A 14,997-nucleotide genomic window follows, 5' to 3' on the forward strand; every position below is an offset into this window, starting at 1 on the left:
ATTTATGCGCAAAATTCTGCCAATCGCCCTTTCGCCTGTGGCGAAACCTGCGTTAGTGTGTGTATGTCGGCAATCATCGGAAGACGCAAACGAATAGACGAACCGGCAGGGTTCGCAGACGTGTCCGATGGGTATGAGGTAAGGGTCGAGCTAGGAGGCTGGACAAATGGGATCAATGCTCGTTCGCACGATAGCGGGCCTGTGTATGGCAGGCATCGCAGCAACATCTGCAATCGCCCAACAGGCGACAAGCACCAACCGCGTTGCTGCAAAAACGGATTGGAGCGTTTTTGTCGAAGACGATCCCACCGAATGCTGGAGCGTCTCGGCACCCAAAGAAACTGTAAACACCCGCGGTGGACGTGTGGTTTCCGTACGGCGCAGCGATATCCTGCTGTTTGTGTTCTATCGCCCGAATGCCGAGGTCAAAGGCCAATTGACCTTTACTGGCGGCTACCCGTTTGCCGCGGGTTCGACGGTGAACCTGAATGTGGACGGGACCGAGTTCGAACTGTTCACAGAAGGCGAATGGGCCTGGGCCGCGTCGGATGCGGATGATGCCAAGATCATCACCGCCCTGAAGCGCGGAACCGAGGCTGTTCTGACCGCCCGGTCCGAGCGTGGGACGCAGACGAAAGACACCTTCTCGCTGCTGGGCTTTACCGCAGCGATTGAAGACGCTGAGAAGCGCTGCACCAACTGATCTTATCGCGCCGATTGTTGAAAAGGCCCCGCCTGGTCGCGGGGCTTTTAACGTATGGTCATCTGCCAGTTTTGATCCGCATCAAAGTTTCGCGTTCGGCAATGTGAACTAAGTGGTTTAGCCACTTAGAGAGGACATCGTGATGAAACAGAAAACTTGGATCACTCTGGTTCTGGTCGCATCCGCCGCTGTGCTGAGCGCTTGCGAGAAGAATGCTGAAACCTACCCGATATCGGGCGAGCAATGTGGCCCGGAAGATCCGGTTCAGACCCTGGACGCCAGTGATTGCTACACACCGCCGCCGGTAAACTGATCAAAAAGGCCCGGTATGTTCATCGTGCCGGGCCTGCCGGCTTAGGAAACCTTTTGATCTTTGCGCAGGTTCCTATATAGAGGCGCATCCCAAGCCCGATTCCGTCGAGATACGCCAATGTCGCCCAAAGCGCCGATCACCCAAGACGTCATGACCATCCCGCGCAAACTGCCCGACGGGAAGATCAACCTCGTCGGCCTTACGCGCGACCGTTTGCGCGAAACCTTGATTGAACACGGCACGCCCGAGAAACAGGCCAAGATGCGCACCGGTCAGATCTGGCAATGGATCTACCAATGGGGCGTGCGCGACTTTGCAAAGATGACCAATCTGGCAAAGGCTTATCGCGCTCAACTGGCCGAGCACTTCGTGATCGAAATCCCCGAGGTGGTCACACGTCAGGTGTCCGAGGACGGCACCCGCAAATACCTGTGCCGTATCGCCGGCGGGCATGAGGTCGAGGTGGTCTACATCCCCGAGGAAGATCGCGGCACGCTGTGTATCTCGTCTCAGGTGGGCTGTACGCTGACCTGTTCGTTTTGTCATACCGGCACTCAAAAACTTGTACGAAACCTGACATCCGCCGAAATCGTTGGCCAAATCATGATGGCGCGCGACGATCTTGAAGAATGGCCAACCCCCGGCGCACCTAAGGACGAAACCCGCCTGCTGTCGAACATCGTTCTGATGGGAATGGGCGAGCCGCTTTACAATTTCGAAAACGTGCGCGACGCGATGAAGATCGCCATGGACCCCGAGGGCATTTCTCTGTCGCGCCGGCGGATTACTCTGTCGACCTCGGGCGTGGTGCCCGAGATCGCGCGCACCGCCGAGGAAATCGGGTGCCTGCTGGCGATCTCGTTCCACGCCACTACGGACGAAACCCGCGACGTTCTTGTGCCCATCAACAAACGTTGGAATATCGAGGAACTGCTGACCGCTTTGGCCAGCTATCCGAATGCTTCGAACTCTGAACGGATCACGTTTGAATATGTGATGCTGGATGGTGTGAATGACAGTGACGAAGATGCGCATCGTTTGATCGATCACATCAAGCGACACAACATTCCGGCCAAGATCAACCTGATCCCGTTCAACGAATGGCCCGGCGCACCGTACAAGCGCAGCTCGAACAACCGCATCCGCGCCTTCGCCAACATCATCTATCAGGCCGGCTATGCCTCGCCCATCCGCAAGACACGCGGTGAGGACATCATGGCGGCTTGCGGTCAGTTGAAGTCGGCGACCGAACGGGCGCGCAAATCACGCAAACAAATCGAGGCCGAAACGGGTCTGAGCCGATAGGGTTTGGTCCATCTGGGCCAGGCTTGATCGGATCGCGCCTTAAGTGTTTTCTGGTCTTGTCTGCACGTCACAATTGTTTTGTTCAAACTTAATGTTTCAGATGCTGAAACTACATGCATGATTTGCTATATTTCTCGTGCCCGTCGCTGAATTTGCCTCTTCAATTCGATGCACAAGCCGGTGAGGTGTCCGGGTCAGAGATGGCAAGTTTTTGCGATTCCGCTAGACTGTTCCAAGTGGTGCAGAAAGCGCTCAGGTGAACTGAATTTCAGGTGGGCCACGATTATGAATGCAAGTTCTTTTTCGATCATCCGTTTTGGTGCCGCTGCGCTTGCTATCGTCTCGGGTTCAGGCTTGGCCTTTGCTGACGGCCAGGACGCTCATATTGCAATCGAAAACCCTGCCGAGTTGAGCAAACAAGAGGCTTTGGAACACTACCGATCCCTCAATCGCCGCATGGCGCGTGGCTACGCCGTGGCGCAACTGGACCTGATCCTCAACTACCAAAGCTGGCCGATTTTCAACGATGCGCCCTATATTTCGGCAACCCACGGGCAAAGGTATGTGAACAGCTACGCCAATCGCATGGCGCATAACTACGCGACGTTGCAGGAAGGTGAAGAACTTCCCATGGGGTCGGTTCTTGCCAAGGACAGCATGACCGTGACGGATGAAGGTCACGTGCATCCCGGTGCCATGTTCGTAATGGAGAAACTGGCAGAAGATGCCAGCCCGGACACGGCGGATTGGCGTTACATCATGGTCTTGCCGGACGGCTCGGTCTTTGGGGACACTATGGGCGACCGCGCCGGTGCCGTGGCCTATTGCCATGTCTGCCACGAACAGGTGGCAGATCGGGACTATACGTTTTACGTGCCGGAAGAGTATCGAACACGCGACTGAGCCGGCTCAGGCTTGTTGTGCGCCCGGCAGCTTCAGTTCCGTCGCCTCACGGCGGCTGAGTTGTTCGCCCTGCTTGCGCTTTGACAAAACTTCACGGGCCAGCGCGTATTTGTCGTCCTGCCAGAAAATCAAGCAGCCGTTGCAACCTTTGCCACAGCAACCCTCGGTGCCGATGCGGTTGGTTTTGAAACGGCGTTCGTTGCCGTCTTCGCCGATCTTTTCAACCAAGGCGTCGCGACGGCGGGCATAGGCGCCAGGGTTGTCACGGCCCGAGGTTTCCAAACCCTGCACCAGCTTGTCAAAGCGGATGCGGCTCCAGTGTTCGTCAGTCAGGGCGCGTTCCTTGCGCAGAACGGAATAGGCGGGGAACCGGGCGCGCAGATCGTCGATATCCTCGTGGTCGAACAGGGTGAAGGGCAGGCGGATCACTGTTTTGGTGCTGCCATGCACTACGTCCATCCGCGCACCATCGGATGCGCGTTCGAAATCATAGACCCTCAGCAGAACCGTCTCGCGCGAGATGGGCGAGACGAAATCCAGCACATCGCCGGGTTCCAGCTTGTTCTTTACCTCGACCAGAAAGGCATCCTGGGTCACTTCGGTGACGATCCCGGCATATTCCCATTGCGCGATGGACGCCGTGTGCTCGTAATCATGGGCGTAGTTGGTCAGACGCCCCTCGTGGAAGGCCAGCGTATAGCCGCGGTTTCCCACGGTCTCCAACTCGCGCATATAGGGTTTCGGGTCCCAGTTCTGGGGGTCGGCATAGTAATCGTCGATGGCCATGCGATAGGCGCGCGCGACGATGGCGGCGTAGTATTCCGACTTGCCGCGCCCCTCGACCTTGAGGCTGTCGACCCCGATCTTCAGGTATTCGTCCAGCTTGGGCATGATGCACAGATCGCGCGAATTGAGGATGTAGGAACCGCGGTCGTCTTCCTCGATCGGCATCAGATCGCCGGGGCGGCAGCCTTCTTCCAGCAGGAATTCGAACAGGTCGGCGTTTTCTTCGGTGATGCGCAATTCCTGATGTGTGCCATCCTTCAGGCGCAGTTTCAGCGCATAGTTCCAGCGGCAGGAGTTGGCGCAGTTGCCCTGGTTGGCGCCACGTTCCGCCATGAAATTCGACAGCAGGCAACGGCCCGAATAGGTCATGCACATGGCCCCGTGGACGAAGGCCTCGAGCTTGATGTCGGGGCATTTTTCGCGGATTTCCACCAGTTCGGGGTAGGAAACCTCGCGCGCCAGAACCACCAGTTCCGCGCCCTGATCCTGCCAGAACTTCACCGACAGCCAGGAACAGATATTGGCCTGGGTCGAGATGTGCAGCGGCAGTTCCGGCGCGCGGTCGCGCACGTACTGGAACACGCCGGGGTCGGCGATGATCAACCCGTCCGGCTGCACTTTGCGGACAGTGTCGATATATTCGTCCAGCTTCGGGATGTCCTTGTTGTGCGAGAACAGGTTCAGCGTCAGATAGGCGCGCCGGCCATGGCTGTGGCAGAACTCGACGCCCTCGATCACCTCTTCCAGCGAAAACTCGGATTTCGTGCGCAGCGACATATCGGGCGTGCCCAGATACACCGCATCCGCCCCGTAAAGGACAGCGAGTTTCAGCTTGCGCAGATTGCCCGCAGGCATCAGCAATTCAGATCTGGACTGGGTCATGGCGCCACCTGTCAAAGGATCAAGCCGGCCTTCTAATCCAAATGTTTCGAGTCCAAAACCCCGTTATCTGCGACGGAATCGCGATGTACCGATGACCTTGACCAGTTGCTGCCGCACAGGTTCGGGTTGCGCCTCGATCGCGTTCAGAACTTCGCGCAGTTCGGCCCGCAGCCCATGCAGCTGGTCGATCAGTGAGATCATCATCGACAGCGCATCCGCCTCCATGTCGTACTGTTCGTGCAACTCACAGGCCAGTTCCAGACGGGCGACGTCGATATTTTGATAAACCAGCCCTTGATCCGACTGTTCCGGAATCACGATTTCCGCCGCCAGGTATTCGGTCAGGCGGTCCGAGGTCAGGCGGGTGACCGTTTCGATCAGTTCCTTTTCGGTCAGGATCATAGCTGCATTCCTTTCCGCGGATCATAGCGGTGCTTTTGACGCCAGGTTTCCATGAACTGCTTCAGTTCATCATCGATCTTGTCCGGTGTCGCAATGGTCAGCTCAATCAGCTGATCACCACGGGCGGACGAGCCGCGCTTTTTCACGCCTTTTCCGCGCAACCGAAGCGTTTTGCCGCTGCTGGTGCCTGCCGGGACGTTGACATTCACACCGCCGTCTATGGTAGGGGCCGGGACTTTTCCGCCCAGAATGGCCTCGTCGATTGTGATCGGCAGCGTGATATGGATGTCGTCGCCCTGACGTTCAAAAACCGGGTGCTTGGCGACCGAAACCGTCACCAGTGCGTCACCCGGAGGGCCTTCGCCATATCCCGGCGCGCCTTTTCCGCGCAACCGGATGGTCTGGCCGTCGGTGATCCCGGCCGGGATTTTGACCTCGATCCGGTCTCCATCCGGCAAGGTCAATTTCTGACTGGCGCCGAACACGGCATCCAGAAAGCTGATTTGCAGTGAATAGTTCAGATTGTGACCCGGTGCGTGAAACTGGTGGCCGCGCTGGCCACCAAAACCGCCGCGACCACGCATGAACTCGGCAAAGATGTCTGACATGTCGTCGGGATCCGCCTGACGCCCGCGATAGGGGTTTCCAGCAGCCTCGGCATAGTCCCGGTAATACTGCTGTTGCGGGCGTTCCTGACCCGAGGCGTCTATTTCCCCGTTGTCGAAACGCGCACGTGTTTCAGGATCTTTCAACAGATCATAAGCAGCGGCGGCGGCCTTGAATTTGGCCTCGGCCGTGGCATCGCCGGGTTTCAGATCCGGATGGCAATCCTTGGCGATACGCCGGTAGGCTTTTTTGATCTCGGCTGCACTGGCGTCCTTCGAGACACCAAGAACGGTGTAGGGGTCGTCGCTCATCTCACTCTCACAGGTCAGGGGCGGGTCTGATCACGATGAAGGTGTTCTACCATTTGATTTCAATGGTTGAAACGGAAGAGGCGATTGAATTGTCTCGTAAAATCCCGAAGACCTGATAGTATATGCATATTTATACTTGTCGAATGACGGAGACCGCCGCATGTCACGCAGAATAAAATCCGCCCTGGCCCTGATGGCCGGGAATGCCATTGGGTTGTTGCTTGCCGCGCTGATATTGTCGGGATTTGCGATCAAGCCGATCTCGTTCATCGTGGTGGTGATTGTCTTCACCGTCGTACAGGTCGTGGCTGAACCCCTGATCCTGAAACTGGGCGAAAAGAAAGCGCCCGCCCTGAAAGGTGGGATCGCCCTGATCGTAACCTTCGTGGGCCTTTTCGTGACCGACCTGATTGCAGCCGGGCTGACCGTTGGCGGGGTTTCGAACCTGCTGGCGGCAACATTGCTGGTCTGGCTGGGGGCGTTGATCGCCAGCGTTGTGCTGCCGATCTACGTGTTCAAAGAACTGCGTGAGCCCAAAAAGTAATCACACGACGTTCAGGCTGGCTTCGATAGCTTGCCACAATTCTTCCACGGGTTCGCATCCGACGGACAGGCGGATGAAGGCCGGATCAACGTCGTCGCCCCAGCGCGCGCGCCGCTCGGCCGAGCTGTGGACGCCTCCGAATGACGTGGCTGGGCGCAGAAGCGGGCAATTGTTGATGAAGGCTTCGGCCCGGTCTTCGCTGTTCAGCGTCAGGGACAGCAGAAATCCGAAACGTGTGGTCTGTTCTTGCGCCAGTTTATGCGACGGGTCGTTGGCCAGCCCGGGATAGCGCACCTGTTTCACTGCGGGATGTGCCGTCAGGCGTTCGGCCAATACTTCGGCCGAGCTGCACATCCGGTCGAACCGAACGTCCAGCGTTTCAAGTCCGCGATGAAGAAGCCATGCTTCATGTGGCCCCGGAATCGAGCCGGAGACTTTCCGCCATTCCTCGACCCGTTCCATGATGTCGCCGTTGCGGCTGGCCACATGGCCCATCAGCATGTCGGAATGCCCGCCCATCGCCTTGGTATCGGACGAGACGACCACATCGATGCCCAGATCGAGAGGACGCTGACCCAGCGGAGTCATCGTCGTATTGTCGGCAATGGTTATGCCCCCGGCAGCGCGCACCCGATCCGCCACCTCGGTCAGATCGATCATGTCCAACCCCGGATTCGAGGGGCTTTCGGCAAAGACCACATCGAACCCGTCAAAACCGCCGTCGGCAAAGGCGGTGGTGGGGCGTTCCTCAACGATCACGCCCAGCCGCGACAGGAAACGATCGGCCAATAGGCGCGTCACGTAATAGCCGTCGGAGGGGATCAGCAGGCGTGATCCGGCCTTTACGGTGGCAAACAGTGCTGAGGAAATCGCTGCCATGCCCGAGGGAAAGCTGAGGCAGGGCGCGTCTTCCAAATGCGACAGAACATGCTCCAGATGCACCCAGGTCGGGTTGTCCACCCGGCCGTAACTCGCCTGCCCGTCCGGGGTGCCCGGCAGGTGGTACATGCTGCTTTGGGTCAGTGGCAGCGCTACGGGTTCGCCCTTGCTCAGGGCATTTCCGCGCAGATGCAGCATCTCTCCGGTCTTGGGCGCCATGGTTCAGCGCCCCGGAATTTCGTCGCGGGGCGGGGCGGGCTCCCAGTTTTCAATGATCTCGACCGCTTCCTGCGCCGTGTCCACAAAGCGAAACAGGTCAAGATCCTCGTCCGAGATGGTTCCGGCATCGGCCAGCGCTTTCCAGTTGATGACCTTTTCCCAGAATTCGCGACCAAACAGCAGGAAGGGCACGCGGTCCATCCGGCCGGTCTGAATCAGGGTCAGGGATTCGAACAGCTCGTCCAATGTGCCGAAACCACCGGGGAAAATCGTGATGGCGCGGGCGCGCATCAGGAAATGCATCTTGCGGATGGCGAAATAGTGGAAGTTGAAGCTGAGATCCGGCGTCACATAAAGGTTCGGGGCCTGCTCGTGCGGCAGAACGATATTCAACCCGATCGAGCATCCGCCCGCGTCCTGTGCCCCACGGTTGCCTGCCTCCATCACACCGGGGCCGCCGCCCGTGACGATCACGTTTTCACGGCAGCCGGTCTCGTTCGATTTCACGGTCATCAGCCGCGCGAACTCGCGCGCCTCGTCGTAATAGGCCGACAGACCAGCCAGCGTTTCCGTTCGTGCGGTGTGTTTCTGCGATGGTTCAGGGATGCGCGCGCCGCCGAACATCACGATGGTCGAGGTGATCTCGCGCTCACTCATGATCATCTCGGGTTTCAGCAGTTCCAGTTGCAGACGAACCGGGCGCAGCTCGTCGCGGCACAGGAATTCGTCATCGGCAAAGGCAAGGCGATAGGCGGACGATCGCGTTTGCGGCGTGTCCGGCACTTCGCTCGCGGTCGAACGATCTGTCTGCGCATCGCGAAACGGATTGTGGCGGTCTTCTCTCATGGGTGATCGATCCCTGCTTGCGTGTTTTCCAAACAGCTATAGGGTTCGCGGGCAGAGTGCCAGTCACGGAAAGACAAGAATGAATTGGAAGAGCGAAATATCAGCGGCGCGGGATCGTATCGCCGGGCATACGCAGGTGACGCCGGTGATCGAGAGCCGAGTTCCGGGCCATCCCATTGAGCTGAAGCTGGAGCACATGCAGCACACGGGCAGTTTCAAGGCGCGCGGTGCGTTCAATACGTTGCTGAGCCTCGACGTGCCCGATGCAGGTGTCGTGGCTGCATCCGGTGGCAATCATGGTGCAGCGGCGGCCTTTGCGGCGCAGGCGCTTGGTTATCCGGCCAAGATTTTCGTGCCCGAACTGGCGGGGCCATCCAAGATTGCATTGATCCGGCAAACCGGCGCGGATCTGAGCGTTGTGCCCGGCGAATACGCCAATGCGCTGACACAGGCGCAGGCGCATGAAGCGGAGACCGGCGCGATGCAGATTCACGCCTATGATGCGCCGGCTACCGTGGCGGGGCAGGGGACCTGCTTTGCGGAATGGGATGCGCAGGGCCTACAGGCAGATACGGTGTTGGTCGCCGTGGGTGGGGGTGGGCTGATCGCCGGGGCGTTGGCCTGGTTTGACGGAGCGCGCAAGGTCGTGGCGGTCGAACCCCAGACCTCTTGTGCATTGAATGCGGCGTTGCAGGCCGGTGAGCCGGTGGATGTTTCCGTATCCGGCATCGCGGCAAATGCGCTTGGCGCGCGCCGGATTGGGCAGATCTGTTTCGACCTGGCACAGGGGATGACGTCGGTCCTGGTGTCGGATGATGCCATCGCGGCGGCTCAGAAGACGTTGTGGCAGGCGCATCGTATTCTGGTGGAGCCGGCGGGCGCCACGGCGTTGGCAGCCTTGACCTCGGGCGTGTATCGGCCCGAACCGGGCGAGCGCGTGGCCGTTCTGGTGTGTGGTGCGAATGTCGCGCCGGACCCGCTTGCGGGGTGAATTATCTGGTTGAGGATAGCTGTCGTAGATTTTATCTATAATTTATGACCGCTACGATCTCGGACACGATTTACCAGAACCTCAGCCAGCAAATCATAACCGGAGAGCTGAGCGCCGGGGAAAAGCTGCGGCAGGATCATATTGCCCGCACCTTCGACACCAGCCATGTTCCGGTGCGGGAAGCCCTGTTGCGGCTTGAGGCGCATGGACTGGCCCGGCACGAGCCGCGCCGGGGCATGCGGGTCACGGCGCTGGACCCGGCAGAGGTGCGAGAGGTCATCGAAATGCGCGTGGCGCTGGAAACACTGGCGTTGCAGCAATCGGTGCAGAACATGTCTCCGGTCGCGTTGGACAAGATCGATCGCGCACGCATCGCCTGTGACGAGGCGCAGACGATGCCCCAATGGGAGGCGTTGAACAGAGCATTCCATCGCGCCATCCTGACACCTTGCGGGCTGCCCCGTCTGTTGCACACCATCGACGATCTGCATATCGCAAGCGCACGCCACTTGTTTGCGCACTGGCGGTCGAAATGGGTGCAGCAAACTGACAAGGATCACGCCGCACTTGTTCAGGCACTCAGGCGGAAGGACCTGAGCACGGCAAAAGGTATTCTGACCCGACATATACGCCGCGCCAGCTGATTGCGGGCCTTTCAGACGCAAAACGGCCCGTGTTCGTCGCATTGCGCCATGGGCCCGGCTTGCGTATAGGCCAAACCAACATGAACAGATTCTGTAGGGAGACGCCCCATGTCCAACGCGCAACTGGAAGCCGCCATCGAAGCCGCCTGGGAGGCGCGCGACACGATCACACCTGCCACGGCAGGTGAACAACGCGAAGCGATCGAAGACACGCTGAACGCGCTGGACAGCGGGTCGCTGCGTGTTGCCGAAAAGCTGGAAAACGGCGACTGGCACGTGAACCAGTGGGCCAAAAAGGCGGTTCTGCTGGGCTTTCGCATCAAGGACATGGAAATTCAGACAGGCGGTCCGCAGGACGGCGGCTGGTGGGACAAGGTGGACAGCAAGTTCGCTGGTTGGGGTGAAGATCAATGGCGCTCGGCCGGGTTCCGCGCGGTTCCCAACTGCGTTGTCCGCAAATCGGCCTATATCGCGCCGGGCGTGGTGCTGATGCCATCCTTTGTCAACCTTGGCGCCTATGTGGATGAAGGCACCATGGTCGACACCTGGGCGACCGTCGGCTCATGCGCGCAGATCGGCAAAAATGTCCACCTGTCGGGCGGCGTAGGTATCGGTGGCGTGCTGGAGCCGATGCAGGCCGGCCCGACCATCATCGAGGACAACTGCTTTATCGGCGCGCGCTCCGAGGTGGTCGAAGGTTGCATCGTCCGCGAAGGCTCGGTTCTGGGGATGGGCGTGTTCATCGGCAAATCCACCAAGATCGTGGATCGGGAAACCGGCGAAGTGACATATGGCGAAGTCCCGCCCTATTCCGTGGTCGTCGCGGGTTCGATGCCGTCAAAGAACAACATCAGCCTGTATTGCGCGGTGATCGTGAAGCGGGTGGATGAAAAGACCCGGTCGAAAACCGGCATCAACGAATTGCTGCGGGACTGATCGCCCCGGTTGTACAGAAAGGCCGGAGCTGACCCGCTCCGGCCTTTCCGTTTTTTTGGGTGTTTGACTTATGCGACCGCACCTTGGTCAGAGCCTGTCCTGAGATTGTGTCCTGGCTCAGACGAACGCTCTGTGTGGGTCAGCGATTTTCACCCTGCATAGCGTCAACTTCTGAGTTTCCTGCGTTGGTTTCCGTGCCTTCGCTTTCGTTATCGCCGCCTTCGTTGTCGCCGCCGCTTTCGTTATCGTCGCCGCCTTCGTTATCGTCGCCGCCTTCGTTATCGTCGCCGCCTTCGTTATCGTCGCCGCCTTCGTTATCGTCGCCACCTTCGTTGTCGCCGCCGCCTTCGTTATCGTCGCCGCCTTCGTTGTCGCCGCCGCTTTCGTTATCGTCGCCGCCTTCGTTGTCGCCGCCGCTTTCGTTATCGCCGCCGCCTTCGTTGTCGCCGCCTTCGTTGTCGCCGCCGCTTTCGTTATCGCCGCCGCTTTCGTTATCGCCGCCGTCTTCGCTATCGCCACCGCCGTCTTGGGCGTAAGCTGCACTTGGCGTCACAAAAGACAGCACGGCGACAGCAAGTACTCCGGAAAGCACAATCACACTTGCAGTTGTCATCATTAACTTGGACAGAACACTCATTTTAATTCTCCTGTAAAAAAAATGACTTACGCAGTGGCACCATCCTAGGGTTGGCTTCTCTTCACCGTTGTGAAAGGCAGGAAACGCTTCGAACTCAGCAGGAAATGGCTAAAATTGAGGTCAAAATGTGGCAAAAATGTGCCCGATTCAACTTAAGGAATGGAGTTGAAGCGCGGCTCAATTTTTGGGCGAAAATGGGGAAGGGGCTTTGCTGAGTCGCATTCCTTCAAATCCTCTAGGCTTGTGGGCCGGGCAGGGGGCTGCGGAAGATTCCACGCTCAAAGCCTGGATCGATGGAAGCAGTTGACCCTCCAAAACACCGCGCGTAATGCAGGGCCCATGGAAAAGCAAAAGAAGCCCTCTCGTCAGCAAGTCTATACCCTTCTGGTCCAGATCGGCCGCAAGGACGGCGACGGGCTGCCGGACGGTGCGACGGGGGCGGCACTGATCTGCTACGCCAGCGGCGTGGACGAAGCCGAGGCCGTGCGCGAGACGGTGGCTATTCTGAAGCAGGCCGACACCGCGCCTTTGGATGTCACCGGCTACGGGACCCTGGCCGAGCGTGAGGCACAGGGACATGACATCGAACCTGACGAACGTGCCCTGATGCAGCGTGCCCTGGATGAAAACGCCGTGATCGTCGCGCAGATGACACCGTTCTTCGGGGACGAGGCGCCGGCCTAGTTCCGCATACCGAACCACTTGCGATAGATTTCGTCATAAGTACCGTCTTCACGCAACGAAAGCAGGGCCTGGTTGACATCCTCGACCAGAGGCGACCCGGTCGGGAAAGCGATGCCATAGTTCTCGCGCAGGAAGACGCCGCCTGTCATCGACGCCGTTCGCCGGCCTTCATGGGCCGCATAGTAAGACAGGATCGGCGCGTCGAATACGACAGCATCCAGTTGTTTGGACTGGAACGCATCCAGCATCTGCTCCAGCCCGGGATAGCCGGTGAATTCAATATCACGCCGGTTCAGAAAACTTGCCGCGGTCGAGTCCGAGATTGTCCCGACATTTTTGCCATACAGGTCATTCACCGAATTCACGCTGCCCGTGATCGCATCCACCGTCATGACCGAGGTGATGCGGGCCGTGAAAACGGACACGATGAACAGTGACGAAACAACCAGAATGACACCCAGAAGTCGGCCGAAAGGCGTGCGCGGCATCCTCTCTTCGAACCCGCCGTTCACGACAAGGTTCAGCGCCCACCAGAACGAGGGAAACCATGCCTCGTTCAGCTTGCGATCGAAATAGGGTTGAGCACTGCGCTCAAAGCTCCACATCAACATGCCGCCGCCCAACAGAATGGCGAAGGCCAGGCCGATGGCGATAAACAACTCTTTTGAGAGCAGCGCATGCAGCAGCGAAGGCTGGCGCGCGGCTTCCGATGGCACCATGATCTGTAGGCCCGCCTCAAAGATTGGCTGGCTGAAGTCCATTTGCGTTTCCCGCAGCGCAGTGATCGAGATATTGGCGACTGCAAGATCGGCGGACCCATTCTGAACCGCCTCCAGCATATCCGAGAATGAATCCACCCGATTGATGGAATAGTCCCAGTTCAGCGCTTCTGCCAGCGCGGCGAGCAGATCCATCGAAAAGCCGGTTTCCGCACCGTCTTCGACATAGGAAAACGGGGGGCGGGTCACCGTCGTGACCGTGAGGGACTGTGCCATGCTCTGCTGCGCTAGGACGGCGAAAGTCAGGCAGATCAGTGCGTAGAATGCGCGCTTCATTTTCATTCACCTGTTTCGCGGCCCTGTAACGCGATTGCGCGGCTGGCGGCAAGATGGTCGCCGGGTAAACCGCCATGATTTGTCAGGGTATCGCTTTGATATCTGCTCAGTCGGGTGAAATGATATTTTTGCGAATTGGGGTTGGAAAACCGGCCAATTCGTTGAATCTGTGCGCGAACCCGCGAAAGACACCGTTCCAGAGGCCATTGCATGACCGACCCCGTCCAATTGACAGCCGATCTGATCCGTTGCCCATCGGTCACACCAGCCGAGGGCGGCGCGCTCGTTCTGCTGGGATCGAAGCTGGCGGATGCGGGGTTTGAATGCACGCGTGTCGACCGTGGTGGCGTCAGCAACCTGTTCGCACGATGGGGCCAGAAAGGCCATCCGCGCAGTTTCGGGTTCAACGGCCATACTGATGTTGTGCCGGTCGGCGACGAAGCCGCATGGACGATGCCGCCTTTCGGGGCCGAAATACGCGATGGTGTGATGTATGGGCGTGGGGCAACGGATATGAAATCCGGCGTTGCGGCGTTTGCGGCGGCGGCAATCGATTTCGTGCGCGACACCCCGCCTGACGGAGCCATCATCCTGACGATTACCGGCGACGAGGAAGGCGACGCGCTGGATGGCACGACCGCCTTGCTGGATTACATGGACGGCGCCGATGAACATATGTCTGTCTGTGTGGTGGGTGAGCCCACTTGCCCGAACAAGATGGGTGAAATGATGAAGATCGGCCGTCGGGGCTCGATGACCGCATGGTTTACGATCACCGGTGTTCAGGGGCATTCGGCCTATCCGCATCGTGCCAAAAACCCGTTGCCAGCCATGGCGCGGCTGATGGATCGGCTGGCGGGGCACGAACTGGATCAGGGCACGGACCACTTCGATGCTTCGACATTGGCAGTGGTGACAATCGACACCGGGAATGCGGCCACTAACGTAATCCCGGCGCAGTGCAAGGGAACGGTGAATATTCGATTCAATGATCTGCATTCCGGGGCCAGCCTGAGCGACTGGCTGAAGTCGGAAGCAGATCAGGTGGCCGCTCGGTTCGGCGTTGAAATAGATGTCGCAATCAAGATTTCAGGCGAAAGCTTTCTGACCCCGCCGGGGCCCTTGTCGGATCTGGTGGCCAAGGCGGTAGAGGCGGAAACAGGCGCAACGCCCGAGCTTTCGACGACCGGTGGTACGTCGGATGCGCGTTTCATCAAGAACCATTGCCCGGTTGTAGAGTTCGGTCTGGTCGGTCGCACGATGCATCAGGTTGACGAGTGCGTCGAGGTGGCCCAGATCCAGCAACTCAAATCGATTTATAGCCGCATCCTGACCGATTATTTCGCCTGAT

General features: G+C 58.8%; 17 protein-coding genes. 10 read left to right on the forward strand and 7 right to left on the reverse strand.

Annotated features, from left to right (window positions below):
• Positions 1-166 precede the first annotated feature (166 nt).
• From ACR3E6_RS06885 to ACR3E6_RS06900, 4 genes are all read left to right on the forward strand, one after another.
• On the forward strand, positions 167-703 hold the full coding sequence (locus tag ACR3E6_RS06885; protein ID WP_171638616.1) for an invasion associated locus B family protein: 537 nt from the start codon (positions 167-169) through the stop codon (positions 701-703).
• Positions 704-845: 142 nt separating this feature from the next.
• Positions 846-1,016: a hypothetical protein gene (locus ACR3E6_RS06890; RefSeq protein WP_171638615.1), complete on the forward strand. Its 171-nt coding sequence runs from the start codon at positions 846-848 to the stop codon at positions 1,014-1,016.
• 117 nt (positions 1,017-1,133) lie between these two features.
• Positions 1,134-2,321: a dual-specificity RNA methyltransferase RlmN gene (rlmN, locus tag ACR3E6_RS06895; RefSeq protein ID WP_171638614.1), complete on the forward strand. Its 1,188-nt coding sequence runs from the start codon at positions 1,134-1,136 to the stop codon at positions 2,319-2,321.
• Between the two features lie 285 nt (positions 2,322-2,606).
• Positions 2,607-3,224 (forward strand): cytochrome P460 family protein, encoded by a 618-nt coding sequence (locus ACR3E6_RS06900; RefSeq protein WP_171724874.1) that lies wholly within the window; start codon positions 2,607-2,609, stop codon positions 3,222-3,224.
• A 6-nt stretch (positions 3,225-3,230) separates the two neighbouring features.
• Here the strand turns inward: ACR3E6_RS06900 and ACR3E6_RS06905 are convergent, their stop codons facing one another.
• The 3 genes from ACR3E6_RS06905 to ACR3E6_RS06915 all read right to left on the reverse strand — a co-directional run bounded on the left by ACR3E6_RS06905 (position 3,231) and on the right by ACR3E6_RS06915 (position 6,211).
• A complete protein-coding gene (locus ACR3E6_RS06905; protein ID WP_480486436.1) occupies positions 3,231-4,892 on the reverse strand; it encodes a U32 family peptidase in 1,662 nt (553 codons plus the stop codon).
• Between the two features lie 63 nt (positions 4,893-4,955).
• Positions 4,956-5,294, reverse strand: a complete 339-nt coding sequence (locus tag ACR3E6_RS06910) for a hypothetical protein (RefSeq protein WP_480486438.1) — start codon at positions 5,292-5,294, stop codon at positions 4,956-4,958.
• Positions 5,291-6,211 carry a DnaJ C-terminal domain-containing protein gene (locus tag ACR3E6_RS06915; RefSeq protein ID WP_171638609.1) on the reverse strand — a complete coding sequence of 307 codons (921 nt, stop codon included), beginning with the start codon at positions 6,209-6,211 and terminating at the stop codon, positions 5,291-5,293. The genes ACR3E6_RS06910 and ACR3E6_RS06915 overlap by 4 nt, the downstream gene beginning before the upstream one ends.
• Before the next feature lie 160 nt (positions 6,212-6,371).
• On the opposite strand from ACR3E6_RS06915, the gene ACR3E6_RS06920 reads away from it, so the two are divergent.
• Positions 6,372-6,755 carry a hypothetical protein gene (locus ACR3E6_RS06920; RefSeq protein ID WP_171638607.1) on the forward strand — a complete coding sequence of 128 codons (384 nt, stop codon included), beginning with the start codon at positions 6,372-6,374 and terminating at the stop codon, positions 6,753-6,755.
• Here ACR3E6_RS06920 and ACR3E6_RS06925 read toward each other — a convergent pair whose 3' ends face one another.
• Together ACR3E6_RS06925 and ACR3E6_RS06930 are read right to left on the reverse strand one after the other, a co-directional pair.
• Positions 6,756-7,853 carry a cystathionine gamma-lyase gene (locus ACR3E6_RS06925; RefSeq protein WP_480486440.1) on the reverse strand — a complete coding sequence of 366 codons (1,098 nt, stop codon included), beginning with the start codon at positions 7,851-7,853 and terminating at the stop codon, positions 6,756-6,758.
• Between the two features lie 3 nt (positions 7,854-7,856).
• Positions 7,857-8,699 (reverse strand): LOG family protein, encoded by an 843-nt coding sequence (locus ACR3E6_RS06930; RefSeq protein ID WP_171638604.1) that lies wholly within the window; start codon positions 8,697-8,699, stop codon positions 7,857-7,859.
• 79 nt (positions 8,700-8,778) lie between these two features.
• On the opposite strand from ACR3E6_RS06930, the gene ACR3E6_RS06935 reads away from it, so the two are divergent.
• The 3 genes from ACR3E6_RS06935 (at position 8,779) to dapD (ending at position 11,270) form a co-directional block, all read left to right on the forward strand.
• On the forward strand, positions 8,779-9,690 hold the full coding sequence (locus tag ACR3E6_RS06935) for a threonine/serine dehydratase (protein ID WP_480486442.1): 912 nt from the start codon (positions 8,779-8,781) through the stop codon (positions 9,688-9,690).
• A gap of 44 nt (positions 9,691-9,734) precedes the next feature.
• Positions 9,735-10,334 carry a GntR family transcriptional regulator gene (locus ACR3E6_RS06940; protein WP_171119956.1) on the forward strand — a complete coding sequence of 200 codons (600 nt, stop codon included), beginning with the start codon at positions 9,735-9,737 and terminating at the stop codon, positions 10,332-10,334.
• A 108-nt stretch (positions 10,335-10,442) separates the two neighbouring features.
• Entirely contained in the window at positions 10,443-11,270 is an 828-nt protein-coding gene (gene dapD / locus ACR3E6_RS06945; RefSeq protein ID WP_171119955.1) for a 2,3,4,5-tetrahydropyridine-2,6-dicarboxylate N-succinyltransferase, read from the forward strand.
• Between the two features lie 139 nt (positions 11,271-11,409).
• On the opposite strand, the gene ACR3E6_RS06950 is transcribed toward dapD, so the two are convergent.
• Positions 11,410-11,907: a hypothetical protein gene (locus ACR3E6_RS06950; RefSeq protein WP_480486444.1), complete on the reverse strand. Its 498-nt coding sequence runs from the start codon at positions 11,905-11,907 to the stop codon at positions 11,410-11,412.
• Positions 11,908-12,246: 339 nt separating this feature from the next.
• On the opposite strand from ACR3E6_RS06950, the gene ACR3E6_RS06955 reads away from it, so the two are divergent.
• On the forward strand, positions 12,247-12,591 hold the full coding sequence (locus tag ACR3E6_RS06955; protein WP_171637852.1) for a hypothetical protein: 345 nt from the start codon (positions 12,247-12,249) through the stop codon (positions 12,589-12,591).
• On the opposite strand, the gene ACR3E6_RS06960 is transcribed toward ACR3E6_RS06955, so the two are convergent.
• Positions 12,588-13,646: a transporter substrate-binding domain-containing protein gene (locus tag ACR3E6_RS06960; RefSeq protein ID WP_480486446.1), complete on the reverse strand. Its 1,059-nt coding sequence runs from the start codon at positions 13,644-13,646 to the stop codon at positions 12,588-12,590. The genes ACR3E6_RS06955 and ACR3E6_RS06960 overlap by 4 nt on opposite strands.
• 210 nt (positions 13,647-13,856) lie before the next feature.
• Between ACR3E6_RS06960 and dapE the strand changes: the two genes are divergently transcribed.
• A complete protein-coding gene (dapE, locus tag ACR3E6_RS06965) occupies positions 13,857-14,996 on the forward strand; it encodes a succinyl-diaminopimelate desuccinylase (protein WP_171637848.1) in 1,140 nt (379 codons plus the stop codon).
• Position 14,997: the final 1 nt, after the last annotated feature.

The organism is Ruegeria sp. AL3, assembly GCF_056536065.1.

Excerpts from the sequence above, each read along its gene's own strand:
- rlmN (WP_171638614.1), top strand. The coding sequence starts at position 1,134 with ATGTCGCCCAAAGCGCCGATCACCCAAGACGTCATGACCATCCCGCGC.
- ACR3E6_RS06955 (WP_171637852.1), top strand. The coding sequence starts at position 12,247 with ATGGAAAAGCAAAAGAAGCCCTCTCGTCAGCAAGTCTATACCCTTCTG.
- ACR3E6_RS06885 (WP_171638616.1), top strand. The coding sequence starts at position 167 with ATGGGATCAATGCTCGTTCGCACGATAGCGGGCCTGTGTATGGCAGGC.
- ACR3E6_RS06935 (WP_480486442.1), top strand. The coding sequence starts at position 8,779 with ATGAATTGGAAGAGCGAAATATCAGCGGCGCGGGATCGTATCGCCGGG.
- ACR3E6_RS06960 (WP_480486446.1), bottom strand. The coding sequence starts at position 13,646 with ATGAAGCGCGCATTCTACGCACTGATCTGCCTGACTTTCGCCGTCCTA.
- ACR3E6_RS06940 (WP_171119956.1), top strand. The coding sequence starts at position 9,735 with ATGACCGCTACGATCTCGGACACGATTTACCAGAACCTCAGCCAGCAA.
- ACR3E6_RS06905 (WP_480486436.1), bottom strand. The coding sequence starts at position 4,892 with ATGACCCAGTCCAGATCTGAATTGCTGATGCCTGCGGGCAATCTGCGC.
- ACR3E6_RS06900 (WP_171724874.1), top strand. The coding sequence starts at position 2,607 with ATGAATGCAAGTTCTTTTTCGATCATCCGTTTTGGTGCCGCTGCGCTT.
- dapD (WP_171119955.1), top strand. The coding sequence starts at position 10,443 with ATGTCCAACGCGCAACTGGAAGCCGCCATCGAAGCCGCCTGGGAGGCG.
- ACR3E6_RS06925 (WP_480486440.1), bottom strand. The coding sequence starts at position 7,853 with ATGGCGCCCAAGACCGGAGAGATGCTGCATCTGCGCGGAAATGCCCTG.
- ACR3E6_RS06930 (WP_171638604.1), bottom strand. The coding sequence starts at position 8,699 with ATGAGAGAAGACCGCCACAATCCGTTTCGCGATGCGCAGACAGATCGT.
- dapE (WP_171637848.1), top strand. The coding sequence starts at position 13,857 with ATGACCGACCCCGTCCAATTGACAGCCGATCTGATCCGTTGCCCATCG.
- ACR3E6_RS06890 (WP_171638615.1), top strand. The coding sequence starts at position 846 with ATGAAACAGAAAACTTGGATCACTCTGGTTCTGGTCGCATCCGCCGCT.
- ACR3E6_RS06910 (WP_480486438.1), bottom strand. The coding sequence starts at position 5,294 with ATGATCCTGACCGAAAAGGAACTGATCGAAACGGTCACCCGCCTGACC.
- ACR3E6_RS06950 (WP_480486444.1), bottom strand. The coding sequence starts at position 11,907 with ATGAGTGTTCTGTCCAAGTTAATGATGACAACTGCAAGTGTGATTGTG.
- ACR3E6_RS06915 (WP_171638609.1), bottom strand. The coding sequence starts at position 6,211 with ATGAGCGACGACCCCTACACCGTTCTTGGTGTCTCGAAGGACGCCAGT.
- ACR3E6_RS06920 (WP_171638607.1), top strand. The coding sequence starts at position 6,372 with ATGTCACGCAGAATAAAATCCGCCCTGGCCCTGATGGCCGGGAATGCC.